The sequence below is a fragment of the Tenacibaculum aiptasiae genome (assembly GCF_008806755.1).
Classification (GTDB): Bacteria; Bacteroidota; Bacteroidia; order Flavobacteriales; family Flavobacteriaceae; genus Polaribacter; species Polaribacter aiptasiae.
The window spans coordinates 116,604-133,438 of record NZ_WAAU01000028.1 but is presented as its reverse complement, the minus strand read 5'-3'; the positions used below and the strand labels follow the sequence as shown (position 1 = coordinate 133,438).

Here is a 16,835-nt window from a genome sequence, read left to right as displayed (position 1 = left end):
TTTTATTTTTGCTGTTGTATTGTTTTTTAACTCCACTAAAGTACAAATGATTGGCAAAAAAAGTATCACAAAATGATAACATTTTCATATTAACTTATTATTCCTTTTAGAAATGAAGTTTATTCTTTAAAAAACTAAAAAACAGAAAGAAAAAAGAACCAAAAAATCGGAATAGCTTCCACTATAAAAGAACTGTAATATTTCGATTGGTTTTCTGAAGACCTAAATAACAAAAACAATAAAAGTGAATAAATTACCAAAAACGAAATCCTAAACTCAATACTAGAACTTATAAAAAATTCTAACACTAAACAAATGGTTAACAACACATAACCCAACTTCTTTGTACTTTGAACCCCTATCTTTTTAGGAATAGTTTGTAGCGAAATGGCATCATACTTTACATCTCTTATATCAAAAGGCAATATTAAAGTTACTACCAATAAAAAACGCTGTATAGAAATCAAAACAACATTATAAGAAAACCCTAAGTCAGCATCATAAACCGGAAGAACAACTGTTGTTCCCATCCATACTAAAGCAACAATTATAATTTTCAAATACCCTATACTTCTTAAATTCTTTTGAAAGCCACTTAGAAAAGGAACTGCATATAACAAAGTTAAAAAGCCAAAAGGCATAATTAACAACAATGTTTTTATTGAAAGTTGCCAGGTATAATAGCATAACAATAGGAAGCAAATCAATGAAAAAATTTGAATAATCTTTAAATGAGTTGTTAAACTTCTATGATGTAATTTTGCTACTCCTGCATATTTCACAAAATTATACCCAGTAATTGTTCCATAAAAGATAAAATAATCTAGTGATTCATTGTATGATAATTTAAAATACAATTGGGTAATTCTAACAAAAGCGAATACTGCTAATGCCACATGAACACTAGAGTTTATATAGAAATCTAATATAATTTTTAAAAGCTTCATTACACAAAAATAACTTTTATGTTTACACCCTTAACATTTGGTTAATAAAATATCGTTTTTAACATAAAATATACATCCAGTAATCGTACAATTTCACTATTTTTGAGCCACTTAAAAAACAACAACACAAATGAACACGAATTCATTTCAATTAAGACATATTGGTCCTCGTAAAAAAGACCATAAACAAATGCTTTCATCTATTGGTGTAGAGAGTTTAGATCAATTAATTTATGAAACTATTCCTGACGATATTCGCTTAAAAAACGAATTGGATTTAGCACCTGCAATGAGTGAATATGAATATTTAAATCACATTAATGAATTAGGCGCTAAAAATAAAGTGTTTAAAAGTTATATTGGTTTAGGATATCATGAAGCTATTGTTCCTAGTGTTATTCAAAGAAACATTTTAGAAAACCCAGGTTGGTATACTGCCTATACTCCTTATCAAGCTGAGATTGCTCAAGGACGTTTAGAAGCTTTATTAAATTACCAAACTATGGTTTGTGATTTAACAGGTATGGAATTAGCAAATGCTTCTTTATTAGACGAAGGAACTGCTGCTGCTGAAGCCATGGCTTTATTATTTGATGTTCGTGAACGTGCTCAGAAAAAAGCTGAGGTTAATAAGTTCTTTATTTCAGAAGAAATCTTACCACAAACATTATCTGTATTACAAACACGTGCCATCCCAATTGGAATTGAACTTGTAATTGGAAACCATGAAGAGTTTGATTTTTCAGAAGAATTCTTCGGTGCTATAGTTCAATACCCTGGAAAACATGGACAAGTTTACGACTATACATCTTTTGTTGCTAACTGTAACGACAAAAACATAAAAGTAGCAGTAGCTGCTGATATTTTATCTTTAGTAAAACTAAAAGCTCCTGCTGAGTTTGGTGCAGATGTAGTGGTAGGAACAACACAACGTTTTGGTATTCCATTAGGTTATGGAGGTCCTCACGCTGGTTATTTTGCGACTAAAGAAGCTTATAAAAGAAGTATCCCTGGACGTATAATTGGTGTTACCAAAGATGTTAACGGTGGACGTGCTTTACGCATGGCTTTACAAACTCGTGAACAACATATTAAACGTGAAAAAGCAACATCTAACATCTGTACTGCACAAGTTTTATTAGCTGTTATGGCAGGAATGTATGCTGTTTACCATGGTAAAGATGGTTTGCAATATATTGCCGATAAAGTTCATTCAGCAACTAATACACTAGCATCTGCCTTAGAACGTTTAGGTTTCAAACAAAAAAACACTTCTTATTTCGACACAATTTTAGTTGAAGTAGAAACTGAGAAATTACGTTCTGTTGCTGAAAAGAATGCTATTAACTTTAACTATGTAGATAACAACCACGTTTCTATTTCTATAAACGAAACTGTTAGCTTAAAAGAAATTAATGCTATTATTGATTGCTTCGAACAAGCTTTCAATGTTCAGGATATCACCATTTCAGAATTCACTTCATTAGATGTTATTCCTGAAAACGTTCAAAGAAGCACTTCTTTCTTAGACAACGAAATATTCAACACGTATCAATCAGAAACTGAAATGATGCGTTATATTAAAAAATTAGAGCGTAAAGATTTAGCTTTAAATCATTCAATGATTTCTTTAGGTTCTTGTACCATGAAGTTAAATGCTGCTTCTGAAATGTTACCTTTAAGTAATCCACAATGGGGTAATATTCACCCTTTTGTACCTGTAGAACAAGCTCAGGGATATCAAGAAGTTTTAACTAACTTAGAAAACCAATTAAATGTAATTACTGGTTTTGCTGGTACTTCATTACAACCAAATTCTGGAGCTCAAGGTGAATTTGCTGGATTAATGGTTATTCGTGCATATCATGAAGCTAATGGAGATACTAACAGAAATATCTGTTTAATTCCTGCTTCTGCACACGGAACCAACCCTGCATCTGCTGTTATGGCTGGTATGAAAGTGGTTGTTACCAAAACTGATGAAAGAGGTAATATTGATGTAGAAGACTTACGTGCTAAAGCTGAAAAACACAAAGATAATCTTGCTGCTTTAATGGTTACTTACCCATCTACTCATGGAGTATATGAAAAAGCTATTAAAGAAATTACTCAAATTATTCACGACAACGGTGGACAAGTTTATATGGACGGTGCCAATATGAATGCTCAAGTTGGATTAACTAATCCTGCTACTATTGGAGCTGATGTTTGTCACTTAAACTTACATAAAACTTTTGCTATTCCTCATGGTGGTGGTGGACCTGGTGTTGGGCCAATCTGTGTAGCTCCTCAATTAGTTCCATTTTTACCTACAAACCCAGTTATTTCAACAGGAGGAGAAAACCCTATTACAGCTATATCAGCTGCTCCTTGGGGATCTGCCTTAGCTTGTTTAATTTCTTATGGATACATTACAATGCTAGGTGCTGATGGCTTAACTAACTCTACTAAAAATGCTATTTTAAACGCTAACTACATGAAAGAGCGTTTAAGCGGTCACTTTAGTACTTTATATACTGGTGAATTAAATCGTGCTGCTCACGAAATGATTTTAGACTGTCGTGAGTTTAAACAAAATGGAATTGAAGTTGTAGACATCGCTAAGCGTTTAATGGACTATGGTTTCCATGCTCCTACTGTATCTTTCCCTGTTGCTGGAACTATTATGGTTGAGCCTACAGAAAGTGAAAGTGTTGCTGAGTTAGATCGTTTCTGTGATGCTTTAATCGCTATTCGTAAAGAAATAAGTGAAGCCACAAAAGATGATAATAACAACATTTTGAAAAACGCTCCACATACCCAGGAAATGCTAACTGCCGATGAATGGAATTTACCATATTCTCGTAAGCAAGCAGCATTCCCATTAGATTATATTGCAGACAATAAATTCTGGCCTTCAGTTCGTCGTGTTGATGATGCTTTTGGAGATAGAAACTTAATTTGTTCTTGTAATCCTATTGAAGATTATATGGAAGCAGAAGCTTAAAAACATATTTACATTAAAAAAAGACCTCGATTATATCGAGGTTTTTTTTATCCTTATACTATAAGTATTTTTGCTTCATATTCACACCAAATGACTATTGAAGATTTAATTGGAGATTATAACATTATTGGAAACAACCAAGATTCTGAAGCCAATACATATAAAGGAGTTCTTTCTTTGACATTGGATATTAATAAAAGAATTGTAGCTAAATGGATTATCAATAAAGACCAAGAACAATACGGAACTGGCTTTTTTAAAGACAACATTTTAGTTATTAATTTTAATTACCTAGGTTTTGATAAAAACAAATACAAAGGCGTTGTTGTATATAAATGTCTTTCTAAAGATATATTAGATGGCTTTTGGTCTGAAAAACACGGAAATCCTCTCTATTTAGGAGAAGAACGTTGCTTTAGAATAAAAAACTCTAATGAACTTGTAAATTAAAAAGTATGAAATGCCCTTGTGATCCTAATATTGAGTATAAATTATGTTGCGGAAGAATACACAAAGATATTCATATGGCTAACACCGCTGAAGAATTAATGCGATCGAGATATAGTGCTTTCGCATTAGCGAATATTGATTATTTACAGAAAAGTCATCATAGTAAAAAACGTCCTTCTAAACGTGAGAAGAAAGAAATTTTAGCATGGGCTAAATCTGTTACTTGGGTAAAATTAGATGTTTTAGCAAGTACTGAAGGAAAACCATCTGACTCCAATGGTACTGTAGAATTTAAAGCTTTTTTTATTGAAAATGGAAACTTAGAATTTATCCATGAAAACTCTAAATTCTACAAAGAAAATAACCATTGGGTATATTTTGATGCTAATTAGTTGTTACCTTGTAAAAACTAATTCTGTTTCAGTTGACATCTCTTCTGAAAAACCATATCCCTCTACATTAAAACCTTTAAGTTCTTCCAAATTCTTTATATCATTTTCAATAATATAACGCACCATTAAACCTCTGGCTTTTTTAGCAAATGTCATAATTGTCTTATACTGCCCGTTTTTAAAATCTTTAAAAACTGGAGTAATCATCGGTACTTTTAATGTTTTCTTTGGTAAAGCTTTAAAATACTCTGAACTTGCTAAATTAATCAACAACTCGCCTTCTTCTAATTCTTCATTTAAAGAATTTGCTAATGTATCTCCCCAAAACTTATATAAGTTATCAGCTCTTCCTACCTTTAATTTTGTTCCCATCTCTAATCGATAAGGTTGAATTAAATCTAATGGCTTTAATAAACCATAAAGTCCTGACAATATTCTTAACTTTTCTTGTAAGCTAGGCACCTTGTCTTCTGATAAAGAATTAACATCTATCCCTCTAAAAACTTCACCTGTAAAAGCGTATACAGCCTGTTTAGCGTTATCTATAGTAAATGGTGGCAACCACTCTTGATTCCTATCATAATTTAAACTAGCCAAATCATCTGAAATTTTCATCAATTCAGACAATTTCTTTCTTGACAAAGTCTTTAACTTCTTGTTTAATTTTGCTGATTGTTCTAAAAACCTTGGTTCAGTATATAAAGTAGTGTTAGCTTTATTTTCAAAATCTAACGACTTAGCTGGAGATATAATAATTTTCATGTAACAGAATGTTTTTGTAAAAATAAAAAGCAATTTTAGAAACCTCAATTACTTTCACTAATTTATATTAATAATACTATTGAAAAAGATGATACTTATTAAATAACAAGTCCATCATAAGATAAAAACACATTATCTGGCAATTCTTTTTCTACTTCGGCATGCAAACCTAATAATTCGCTAATATGTGTTAAATATGTTTTTTTAGGTTTTATTTCCTCTATAAAATCAAGAGCTTCTTCTAAATTAAAATGAGTTGCATGCAATTCTCTTCTTAACCCAGTAACAATTAAAACATCTAAATCTTTTAATTTTTCTTTCTCTTCCTCAGAAATTGTTTTAATATCGGTTACATAAGCAAGATCATTAAATCGATATCCTAAAATTGGTAAGCGTCCATGCATTACTTCAATAGGAGTAACTTCTACCCCTTCTAAAAAGAAACTTTCATGATGGGAAATTGTAGTAGTTGACACTTTTGGTGCACTTGGATAACGGTTTTCTGTAGCGAAAATATAATCGTACCTCTTCTTTAGCACATTGAGAACTCTTTCCGATGCATACAAAGGCACTTCTCCCATTTGAAAACAATAGGGTCTAATTTCATCTAAACCAGCAATATGATCTGCATGTTCATGTGTAAATAAAATCCCGTTAATAGACATAACTTCTTCTCTCATCATCTGTTGACGGAAGTCAGGCCCACAATCAATTACATAATTAACATTATCATCCCATGAAATTAGCACCGAAGACCTTAAACGTCTGTCTCTAGGGTCTTTTGATAAAGCTACCGGGTGCTTACTTGTAAGCATAGGAACTCCAGTTGAAGTTCCTGTACCTAAAAAAGTTACTTTTAATTGCTTTTTTTTCTCCATTATTATCACAAAAATACGACAAATATTGTCTGATAATTCCGATTTTCTGTACATTTGTTTTACGTAACTAAAAATAGAAAAATGGCAATTACGCTAAAAGGAGATCAGAAGATAAATACAGTACCTACTACTAAAAGTAAAGCTCTAAAAATCAACTTAAATGCTCACATTTATGGAACATTTGCAGAAATTGGAGCTGGTCAAGAAACTGTTCGTAATTTTTTTAGAGCCGGAGGTGCTTCGGGAACTATTGCAAAAGCAATGAGTGCATATGATAAAGATTTTTCAGATGCAATTTATGGGATTGAGGAAGACAATAGATACGTAACTGAGCCTCGATTAAAGAAAATGTTAAAGCATGAAATGGATTTGATTGAAGATCGTCTTGATCGTCAAAAGCATCCAGATAAATTATTTTTTAGTTATGCTAATACCGTGGCAACTATAAACTTTACTAAAAAGTTTAAAGGTCATGGTTGGGTAGGTATTCGTTTTCAATTAGACCCATTAGAAGATTATAACGAAATTATTTTACACCTTCGTTTTAAAGAAACCGACGCTAGACAACAACAAGAAACCTTAGGTGTCTTAGGGGTAAACCTAGTTTACGGAGCTTATTACTTAAATGATAATCCAAAAGATTTATTAAAATCTTTTTATGACAATATAGATAGCGACCGTTTAGAGATTGATATGATTAATTTCTCTGGACCTCGTTTTATGTATGTTGATAACCGTTTAATGAGTTTACAATTAGTTAAAAACGGAATGACCAACGCAGTAATGTTTGGTCCTGACGGAAATAACTTATTACCTGCTCAAGTACTTTATAAAAAGAACATTTTAGCTTTACGTGGTAGTTATCGTCCTGTTACTAAAGTAAACATGGACATGTTCGAAAGATCGAAACAATTATTCTTAGCTGAGAAAAAAGTAAATCCTGAGAAAACACAAATAATTTTTGAAATAACATTAAGTAACCTTCGTGCTGAAGGAGAAATTAATGAACGTGATTTCTTGGATAGAGCTGAATTACTTTGTGCTTTAGGTCAAAATGTAATGATTACCAACTACCAAGAATACTTTAAATTGGTAGAATACTTTAGTGAATTTACTAAAGAAAGAATGGGACTAGCCATGGGAGTTTATAACCTTATTCAAATATTTGATGAGAAATATTATCGTGATTTAAGTGGTGGTATTTTAGAAGCTTTCGGTAAGTTATTTTACCGAGACTTAAAAGTATATATGTACCCTTATAAAGATGAAGAATCTGGTGAGTTTATTACTAGTGATAACCTGAAAGTTCATCCTAGAATGAAAGAGCTATACAAGTTCTTTAAAAACAATGGTAAGTTAAAAGACATCCAAAACTTTGACCCTGAAATCTTGCATATTTTTTCTAGAAAAGTATTGCAAATGATTAAAGAAGACGAAGATGGATGGGAAGAAATGCTTCCAGAAGGAGTATCAGAAACTATTAAAGAAAAACGTTTATTTGGTTGCTCAAGAAAGCGCAAATAAAAAAATTATAGATTCTTTTTAAACCTTTTATTATCTTTAAAGTCTAACAGCTAAACATAAATTTAGTTGACTGACGAAATTACACTTATAGAGCAGCTACAAGATCAAAAAACAAGAGAAGTAGCTTTTAAACATTTGATATCGCAATATAAAGAGCGATTGTATTGGCATATAAGAAAAATTGTAATTAGTCATGATGATGCAGATGATGTTTTACAGAATACTTTCATTAAAATTTTTAAAAGCATTAATCATTTTAAAGGAAACAGTAAACTGTATTCTTGGATGTATAGAATAGCAACCAATGAAGCTATCACATTTATCAACAAAAAAGCCAAGGAAAGAAATATTGACATCACAGATTACCAGCATCAGTTAGTTTCTAATCTAGACAGTGACAATTGGTTTTCTGGAGACGAAATTCAGTTAGTTCTCCAGAAAGCCATTGCTACACTTCCTCAAAAACAACAACTTGTTTTTAACATGAAGTATTTTGACGAAATGAAATACGATCAAATTTCTGAAGTTTTAGAAACGTCTGTAGGCGCCTTAAAAGCATCATACCATATTGCTGTAAAAAAAATAGAACAGTTTATAAAAAACTACAATTAAACCTTTTACAAAAAATAAGGTCTTAGAAGTGAGATGGATAAAGAGATAAAAAATAAAATAGATTTTATAAACCAAAAAGCAGGTAAGCAAACTGGTTTTTCTACACCTAAAAATTATTTTAATGGTATAGAAGAAGATGTATTGAATTCAATAAAGACAGAAAGCTTCTCCAAAAAGAATAGCTTTGAAGTTCCAAGCAATTATTTTGATAAAATTGAAGATGATATATTTGCTAAAATAAACACACTAGAACCTAAGGAAACAAAAGTTATTTCTTTACGTAAAAGAGTGTTACAATTAGTCCCTATTGCCGCAGCTGCTTCTGTATTACTATTCATAGGTTTAAATTACTTTAACACTAATGGAAAAAGTGTAATTTATACAATAGACGACATTTCTGATGCAGATTTATCAGCTTGGTACGAAAATGGATATGGTGATACTAATGATGACGAATTAGCTTTAGCATTAAACACTACTGATTTAGAAAGTGACACTTTTAATGACATTAGCGATGATAATTTAGAAGAATATTTAAACGGTATAGACAGTTCGACCTACTTAAACGAATTAGAATAATATGAAAAAATTAATATTAACACTTATAGCTTTTAGCTTCTTTGCTACAACAGCAAACGCTCAGTTTAAAAAAAGCAGTGAAAAAATTAGACTTTACAAAGTTTCTTTTCTTACTGAAAAACTAGATTTAACAGCTAGTGAAGCAGAAAAATTTTGGCCTATTTATAACAAATACGACAAGAACATGATGGAGCTTCATCGTGAAGAAAGGGTAAGTATTAGAAAAAGAATCAAGGAAAATGGTGGTATTGAAAATCTTTCTGAGAAAGAATCTAAAGAAATTCTAAAAAACATTAGAACGATTAATAGACAACGTTATGAAATCAAAGCTAAGTTTCATAATAAGATTTCAAAAATACTTCCTTATAAAAAGATTTTAGCTTTAGAAATGGCAGAACACGACTTTCATCGCAGCCTATTCAAAAAGTATAAAAGAAAAAGGATGAGAAAATAAAAAAACCGAGCAATGCTCGGTTTTTTTTAGTGACCACATACAAATCAAATTATTTTTTCTTAATTATTAATGTATCTAATTTAAGTTCCTTTTGAAGCCATGTTCTCAATTCTTTTTCTTTTGCATTGACAACCGAATCTTTTATTTTTTTATCCCAAGTAATTGACAACTCTGGAATAGTATCTATTTTAATAAAATCTTTAGAACTTAATATTTTTGCAAAACTGATACCTTTAATATCATTATACCTAATCTTAGCATCTTTTGCTATTGTACTAAACGGCACAGAGTTTTTATCTCTATTTAAAGCATCTTTTTCTATTCGTTGATTTAACCCAGTAATAGTTGATTTTAACTCCTCTATTTCCTTGTGTAATCCTTTTATTACATTATCCTTTTGATCCAATTCAACAATAGCTCTATCATATGCATCTACTACCCTATCTACACTACGCGCTTTATTTTCATTAATAAGTAATTCATAAGTATCAATTCTTGGATATGATTTCAATTCATTTCTTAAAAATGTTTTAGTAGCATCGTTAACATCTCCATTGAAAAATAAACTAATTTTTTTCTCTCCTCTATCTAACTTTTCACGTTGCAACCATAAATCTTTATTAGAATCAATTTCTTCTTTTAAAAACTTCTTATAATTTGCATTTATAATACTTTCATTATACACATTAATAAAAGTAAAAACTGCTGGCACCATTACCAATACTGCTACAAATGAAGCTAAACGTGCAATTCTTTTTCTTTCTACAGAATTCACATAACGAATCATTGTAAAACGTAACAATTTCAGTACTACAAAGGTTGCCAAAGCGATAAAAATAGTATTGATTGTAAACAAATACATTGCACCTAAGAAGTAATCGTAATTACCTATAGCCAATCCATAACCTGCAGTACACAAAGGAGGCATTAAAGCTGTAGCAATTGCTACTCCAAATATTACTGATGCAATAGTTCCTTTTTTAGTACGTGCTATAATTAAAGCCAATCCTCCAAAAAAGGCTATCAGTACATCTCGTATATCTGGCTTTACCCTTCCTAAAAGCTCGGAAGTTTCTTCTTTTAAAGGAAAAATAGCAAAGAATAAAAAAGCCGTTAACAAACTTAACACAATCATTGTTGCTAAATTGATTAACGATTTCTTAAGTGTATCAATATCATTTATAGCAATAGACATTCCTACACCTAAAATAGGTCCCATTAGAGGAGATATTAACATGGCTCCAATAACTACTGCTGTTGAATTTGCATTTAAACCTATCGAAGCTATAAATATTGAACAAATTAAAATCCATGCGGTTGCTCCTTTTAAAGGAATATCACTTTTTATTGCTTCTATAGTAGCTTCTTGATCAGTATCATGACGAAAATCTAGTAACTCTTTTAAAAATATTATTGAATTTTCCCACAAGCCTTTCGCGTTCTTTTCAACAGCTTGCTTCGATTGTTCTACATTTTCATCCTGCTTCTTCTTTTCTTCCATATAAATTGATTTTTGTTAACTCGGGGAAGATACAAAATTCCAGCATTACTCAATAAAAACAAAACCTCGAAGCTAATTGTTCGAGGTTTTATTTTTACTTAAAGTTTATATCTCTTTTTTAGATTTTCAATTTATTTTTTAAATCTTTAGAAATCCCATCTTTATGTAATAAAACTGATATTGTTTTTAATTTAAAATAAGGAATTGACATATAAACATACCCATTATTTCCTTGATTAGTTCCCCAAGAGTTTTTTACTTTAAAATACTTATTTCCTTTTTGATCTTTAACCAAGCCAACAATATGCATTAAATGATCATCAGTTGTATTAAAGTTTTCAAATTCAGCCTGACGTAAACTTGAAGTTACTTTCTTTTCTTTTACAATTTCTGTCAATCCTTTCTTTACATCAGCACTGCTTGCTGGTATGATTGCTACCCCATTTTTTGATGAAAATGTTTTTTCAGAGACATCACAATCTAATTCAATAGTATATCCTTTTTCTACAGCATCTTCAGTAACTTTTACCAATTCATCTAAAGACACATTATAAAACATTCCGTTTGAAAAATTATCTGGAATATTTAATACAAATTTGTCATACTTTCTTGCATGCTCAAAAGATGTTAAGGTTACATAGTTTGATGGATCTATTTTCACATACTCAGCAAAACTTTTTGGTGTATATGTTTTCCCCTCAAAAGTAAACTCTTTTTTATTCTTTCCTAAATACACATCTAAAACTCCCTCTGTAGCTTTACGCCATCTTGGACTTAACTCTCTTGCAGGGTTTTTAATATAAGCATCTAACATTGCTTTTAAAACCGCTACCAGTTCTGCATGATTATGTCTGTCTTGCCCTACTTCTAATCCTGTAAAAACAGTTTCTGGCACCAATCCGTACTTTGCTACTGAATTGATAACATCATGCCCTAAACCTCCCTCACTAAATTGTGCCTTTCCTTGACGATATAAATAATTATTTGCCTTATCTGAATACGTATTACGCACTGTATACATTTCTGATAAATCAATATCCTTACCTGTTAAACGTATAATTTCTGATTCTAAAAAAGAAGTTGTAGAAAAACTCCAACAAGTACCAGTTCTACCTTGGCTCTTTACTTGAGTATTCTCTATATCTTTTATTTCTTTAAATTGATATTTCTGTGCATTAATTGAACCAATACTAAGAACTGCAAAAGCTCCAGCTACTAAGATTTTTTTCATGAGGTTATTTTTAATTTCTGAGCAATTTACATTTTTTAACTATCATTAAAAATTTCACACTCTTAAAAATCTACAATTACTCCAATTCTTGGCAAAGCTCTACCAGTAGTACTCTCTACTTCTTCTAAAAGATATCTTGAGCCATCATTAGGATCTATAACTCTTCCATTTTGATCTTCTATTGGCAATAAAAAAGGACGTTGCTTAGAACTACTAGCATAAACATTCTGTATATCTAAATATAAATTTATAGCCGCTCTTTTTAAATACCAAGTCTTATCTACTCTAAAATCTAATTGTGTGTAAGTATCCAAACGCTCCTCATTTAATTTAGTATAATCTAAAACACCTCCATTTCTAACATCATAATTTGATATTAACGACGATGCATTTAAATCATAAGGAGTAAAAGGTTTTCCTCCTACCAATCTAAACTTAGTACCAATTTCCCAGTTTTTCTTCAGCTTTTTTCCTGCTGTAATAGTTATAAGATGTCTATTATCCCAAGTAGATGGTATATATTGTCCTAAAGCATTTTTAAACTCACTTCTTACAAATGTATAAGATGCAATTCCATATAAACCATCATAGGATTTTTTTTGAGCTAAAAATTCAAAACCATAAGATCTTCCTTGTGAATTTGAAACCACCTCTTCATTCCCTACAACACCAAAATCATCTCCTAAATTTGCTAAACTTATTTGATCCCTCACCGAAAATGGATAATTATCATAAGACTTGTGAAATGCTTCAAAAGTAACTTTAGAACTTGTATTAGGTCTATACGATAAACCTGCCACTATATGATCTGACTGTATATATTTTAGCCCTTTTTTATTTACAAACTCACCTGCATTATTCTTAAACCCCAAAACGGTATAAGAAGGCAATTGATAATATCTCCCAATAGATCCATTTACAGACCATTTATCTGTTAACAAATAATTCAAAGAAAATCTAGGTGAAAACTGGTTAAATACATTTCTCATTTCACTGTTATAATCCACACCATCCAACCTAAAACCAAAAGAAACCCCTAATTTATTATTTAAATATTCCTTTGAAATCTGACCGAAAATACCATATTTAATAAAATCTATTTCTGAATTAAAAACATCTTCAAAAACTCCTTGACTATTTGCTACTTTCCTATAAGTGTTGTTTAAATATGTGGCTGTTTCAAGATTTGAACCTATATTTATTTTATAATTATTTTTAGTATCCAAATTCAACTCATATCTAAACTTGGTTTCCGTTTCTTTTGAATTATAATTCAATAATAAATTTGGAGCTATCTCTTCATTCATAAAATACTTTACAGCCTTATTTTTAAGTTCATTTCTACTCAAAACCAATAAATGTGTAGCTTCTTCAGCAAAATATTTATAACTAGCTCCAATAGTATAATTCCATTGACTATTTACTGGTACTGTATTTAATATTACTTTGTTTCGCTTTATAGTTTCTTCATCAGTTTCTCCATCATTTACCGTTTCATTTAACTCAAAATCATCTATAGCCCCTAACGCTATAATTGACAACTCGCTATTTTTAGATAATTCAGATTTTACATTTAACTGAAAATCATTATACGTTGGTAAAAAAGGTAGTTTTATCAGCTTGAATAAAAACTGAAGGTACGATTGACGCACAGATAACATAAAAGTCGTTTTATCACCAATAGGTCCATCTAATGTAATACCAGCATCTGAAGTTCCTAAAGTAGCTCTTGTATTCAACGATTTGTTATTTCCCACTTTCTGAGTAAACTCTATAACCGAACTCAATGTATTACCTCTATTTGCAGGAAAAGCACTAGAATAAAAATCTACTTTCCTAATTAAATCTGCATTCATTATCCCAACAGGTCCTCCAGTAGCTCCTTGTGTTTGAAAGTGATTTATTACAGGTACTTCAATACCATCTAAATAAAATTTATTTTCTGATGTTGCTCCCCCTCTAATAATGATATCATTTCTAAAACCTGGATTTGAGGCTACTCCTGGAAAAGATTGAATTACTTTTAAAACATCCCTATTTCCACCTGGATTTTTCTCTATTTCTACAACCCCTAATGTTTGTAATGACAAAGGACTCTCTATTGATTTTTTAAATAAGTTTGCTTTAACCTCAACTTCTTTTAATGTTGTTGAGTTTTCTTTCAGTACTACTGTTATATAAGGTGAATTGTCTTTAGTAACTAAATATTCATTTGTAATTAACGATTGGTAACCTACAAATGAAACTTGTAGCTTATTGTAACCTAAAGGAACCTTAGTTATTCTAAAATTACCTTCATCATCAGAAACAACACCTATTGAAGTGCCATAAACCAATACATTTACATAAGGAATTGTTTTTCTTGTTTTAGAATCAATTATTTTTCCTGAAATTTCTCCTAGATTTTGACCTACGGTTAAAAATGTTTGAAATATCGACAACAATACAAGTATACGTTTCATATATCAGAAATTTAAAGCTATGCTAAAATACAATTTGTTCAACAAATAATCAAAAAAGTTAAACAAACAATTTTAAAACATAAAAAAACCTCAGTTTTACTGAGGTTTGTGGGGAGAGCAGGATTCGAACCTGCGAAGTCGTAAGACAACGGAGTTACAGTCCGTCCCATTTGGCCGCTCTGGAATCTCCCCAGAGCTTTTCAAATTTATCTAATCTAATAAACTTTAAAAAACTTGTGACCGGGCTGGGGCTCGAACCCAGGACCCTCTCCTTAAAAGGGAGATGCTCTACCAACTGAGCTACCCGGTCATTGTTTTTTTTCGCGTTAGCGGGTGCAAATATAGAAGGTATTTTTAATTCTACAAACTTTTTTTTGACTTTATTTTCAAAAAAATTGCACTTATTTTTTTACTTCTTAATACACAGAAAGTTACCTAAACATCATTTAAATATGCTTTTCTAACTTTTTTAAATAAATTAGATGAATACACAAAATCAACAATCGCTTCATTGTCTGTTTTAAAGATTTCTTTGTGCGAACCTTCCCATGCTTTCACTCCATTTCTAAGAAATACTATCTTATCTCCTATTTCCATAACAGAATTCATGTCGTGGGTATTAATAACAGTTGTTATTTTATACTCATCAGTAATTTCTTGAATTAAATTATCAATAACAATTGATGTTTGTGGATCTAACCCTGAATTAGGTTCATCACAAAACAGGTATCTTGGATTCATTACAATTGCTCTCGCTATTGCTACACGCTTTTGCATTCCTCCTGATAATTCTGCTGGAAATTTTTTATTTGAGTTCTCTAAGTTTACTCTTTTTAAAACAAAGTTTACTCTATCCAACATTTCACTCTCAGGCTGTTTTGTAAACATTTTTAGAGGAAACATCACATTCTCTTCAACTGTTTGAGAATCGAATAAAGCACTTCCTTGAAAAACCATTCCTAGCTCTTTCCTAAAGCTTCTTTTATCTTCTATAGTCATTTCTGTATTTACACGACCATCATAGGTTATAGTTCCTTTTTCTGGCGTATGTAAACCTATTAATGATTTTAAGAACACTGTTTTTCCTGAACCACTTTGCCCTATAATTAAACTTGTTTCTCCTGGTTTAAACGAGGTTGTAATTCCTTTTAAAATCTCAACTCCATTAAATCCTTTATGTAATTTATTTACTTCTATCATTACGTTAACAACATTTGAGTTAAGAAATAATTAGCGATAACAATTATTACAGTAGTCCAAACTACCGATTGCGTACTTGCTTTACCAACTTCTAAAGAACCTCCTTTTACATAATACCCATGATAAGAAGGAACCGTAGCTATTAAAAACGCAAAAACTAAAGTTTTAATAATTGCATAAGTAAGTAAAAAAGGATTAAACTCCATTTGAACCCCAGTAATATAATCTATTCCAGAAAACAGTCCTGAAAGTACTCCAGCTACCCATCCACCAAAAATCCCTAAGAACATAGCTAATACAATTAAGAAAGGGTAGAAAAATAAAGTAGCTATAATTTTAGGTAATACTAAATAGTTTAACGAATTTATCCCCATTACTTCTAAAGCATCTATTTGCTCTGTTACACGCATTGTTCCTATACTTGAAGTGATATAAGACCCTACTTTTCCTGCTAAAATAATTGAACAAAATGTTGGTGCAAATTCTAAGATTACTGAACGTTTAGCTGCAAAACCAATTAGTGATTTTGGTATAAACGGATTTTCTAAATTCAATGCTGTTTGCAAAGCAATAACTCCCCCAATAAAAAAAGATATAAAAGCTATAATCCCCAACGACTTAAGTCCTAACTCTTCAATTTCCCTAAATAAAGCTTCTCGAAAAACCCTAGCTCTTTGCGGTTTTGTAAAAACTTGTTTTAGCATTAGAAAGTACTTTCCAATATGCTCAATATAATTCATTAAACTATTCTATTTTTCTTTACTGCTAAAGTATTAAAAAACCATTAACTCTTCACGTTATTTATGAGTTTTAGCACTCTTTTTACTTACCTTTGATTCTAAATTTTTAAAATTAAT

15 protein-coding genes and 2 tRNA genes are annotated in these 16,835 nt (G+C 30.8%); 7 read left to right on the top strand and 10 right to left on the bottom strand.

Annotation, left to right across the window (positions count from 1 at the left end; translation table 11 throughout):
• Positions 1-134: 134 nt before the first annotated feature.
• On the bottom strand, positions 135-947 hold the full coding sequence (locus F7018_RS13810) for a UbiA prenyltransferase family protein (RefSeq protein ID WP_150900683.1): 813 nt from the start codon (positions 945-947) through the stop codon (positions 135-137).
• A gap of 130 nt (positions 948-1,077) precedes the next feature.
• Here F7018_RS13810 and gcvP point away from each other — a divergent pair, with 130 nt between their 5' ends.
• From gcvP to F7018_RS13795, 3 genes are all read left to right on the top strand, one after another.
• Positions 1,078-3,933 carry an aminomethyl-transferring glycine dehydrogenase gene (gene gcvP, locus F7018_RS13805; protein ID WP_150900682.1) on the top strand — a complete coding sequence of 952 codons (2,856 nt, stop codon included), beginning with the start codon at positions 1,078-1,080 and terminating at the stop codon, positions 3,931-3,933.
• Positions 3,934-4,023: 90 nt separating this feature from the next.
• The gene (locus tag F7018_RS13800) at positions 4,024-4,383 is read left to right on the top strand and encodes a hypothetical protein (protein ID WP_150900681.1); all 360 of its coding nucleotides are present in this window, start codon (positions 4,024-4,026) and stop codon (positions 4,381-4,383) included.
• A 5-nt stretch (positions 4,384-4,388) separates the two neighbouring features.
• Complete coding sequence (locus F7018_RS13795) at positions 4,389-4,775, top strand: YchJ family protein (protein WP_150900680.1); 387 nt, start codon at positions 4,389-4,391, stop codon at positions 4,773-4,775.
• A gap of 3 nt (positions 4,776-4,778) precedes the next feature.
• Here F7018_RS13795 and yaaA read toward each other — a convergent pair whose 3' ends face one another.
• Both yaaA and F7018_RS13785 read right to left on the bottom strand, forming a co-directional pair.
• Positions 4,779-5,537 carry a peroxide stress protein YaaA gene (yaaA, locus tag F7018_RS13790; RefSeq protein WP_150900679.1) on the bottom strand — a complete coding sequence of 253 codons (759 nt, stop codon included), beginning with the start codon at positions 5,535-5,537 and terminating at the stop codon, positions 4,779-4,781.
• A 98-nt stretch (positions 5,538-5,635) separates the two neighbouring features.
• Positions 5,636-6,469: an MBL fold metallo-hydrolase gene (locus tag F7018_RS13785; protein ID WP_175578739.1), complete on the bottom strand. Its 834-nt coding sequence runs from the start codon at positions 6,467-6,469 to the stop codon at positions 5,636-5,638.
• Between the two features lie 27 nt (positions 6,470-6,496).
• On the opposite strand from F7018_RS13785, the gene F7018_RS13780 reads away from it, so the two are divergent.
• The 4 genes from F7018_RS13780 (at position 6,497) to F7018_RS13765 (ending at position 9,584) form a co-directional block, all read left to right on the top strand.
• Positions 6,497-7,939 carry a TonB-dependent receptor gene (locus F7018_RS13780; protein WP_150900678.1) on the top strand — a complete coding sequence of 481 codons (1,443 nt, stop codon included), beginning with the start codon at positions 6,497-6,499 and terminating at the stop codon, positions 7,937-7,939.
• Between the two features lie 66 nt (positions 7,940-8,005).
• Positions 8,006-8,551: an RNA polymerase sigma factor gene (locus F7018_RS13775; protein ID WP_150900677.1), complete on the top strand. Its 546-nt coding sequence runs from the start codon at positions 8,006-8,008 to the stop codon at positions 8,549-8,551.
• Between the two features lie 33 nt (positions 8,552-8,584).
• Entirely contained in the window at positions 8,585-9,130 is a 546-nt protein-coding gene (locus F7018_RS13770; RefSeq protein ID WP_150900676.1) for a hypothetical protein, read from the top strand.
• A gap of 1 nt (position 9,131) precedes the next feature.
• The gene (locus F7018_RS13765; RefSeq protein WP_150900675.1) at positions 9,132-9,584 is read left to right on the top strand and encodes a Spy/CpxP family protein refolding chaperone; all 453 of its coding nucleotides are present in this window, start codon (positions 9,132-9,134) and stop codon (positions 9,582-9,584) included.
• 49 nt (positions 9,585-9,633) lie between these two features.
• Here the strand turns inward: F7018_RS13765 and F7018_RS13760 are convergent, their stop codons facing one another.
• The 7 genes from F7018_RS13760 to F7018_RS13730 all read right to left on the bottom strand — a co-directional run bounded on the left by F7018_RS13760 (position 9,634) and on the right by F7018_RS13730 (position 16,718).
• Complete coding sequence (locus F7018_RS13760; protein WP_150900674.1) at positions 9,634-11,085, bottom strand: DUF389 domain-containing protein; 1,452 nt, start codon at positions 11,083-11,085, stop codon at positions 9,634-9,636.
• Positions 11,086-11,203: 118 nt separating this feature from the next.
• A complete protein-coding gene (locus F7018_RS13755) occupies positions 11,204-12,316 on the bottom strand; it encodes a C1 family peptidase (protein WP_150900673.1) in 1,113 nt (370 codons plus the stop codon).
• 62 nt (positions 12,317-12,378) lie between these two features.
• Positions 12,379-14,778: a TonB-dependent receptor gene (locus tag F7018_RS13750; protein ID WP_150900672.1), complete on the bottom strand. Its 2,400-nt coding sequence runs from the start codon at positions 14,776-14,778 to the stop codon at positions 12,379-12,381.
• 109 nt (positions 14,779-14,887) lie between these two features.
• Positions 14,888-14,970, bottom strand: a tRNA-Tyr gene (locus tag F7018_RS13745).
• Positions 14,971-15,015: 45 nt separating this feature from the next.
• Positions 15,016-15,088, bottom strand: a tRNA-Lys gene (locus tag F7018_RS13740).
• 125 nt (positions 15,089-15,213) lie between these two features.
• Positions 15,214-15,978 carry an ABC transporter ATP-binding protein gene (locus tag F7018_RS13735; protein ID WP_150900671.1) on the bottom strand — a complete coding sequence of 255 codons (765 nt, stop codon included), beginning with the start codon at positions 15,976-15,978 and terminating at the stop codon, positions 15,214-15,216.
• Entirely contained in the window at positions 15,978-16,718 is a 741-nt protein-coding gene (locus tag F7018_RS13730) for an MlaE family ABC transporter permease (protein WP_150900670.1), read from the bottom strand. The genes F7018_RS13735 and F7018_RS13730 overlap by 1 nt, the downstream gene beginning before the upstream one ends.
• Positions 16,719-16,835 lie beyond the last annotated feature (117 nt).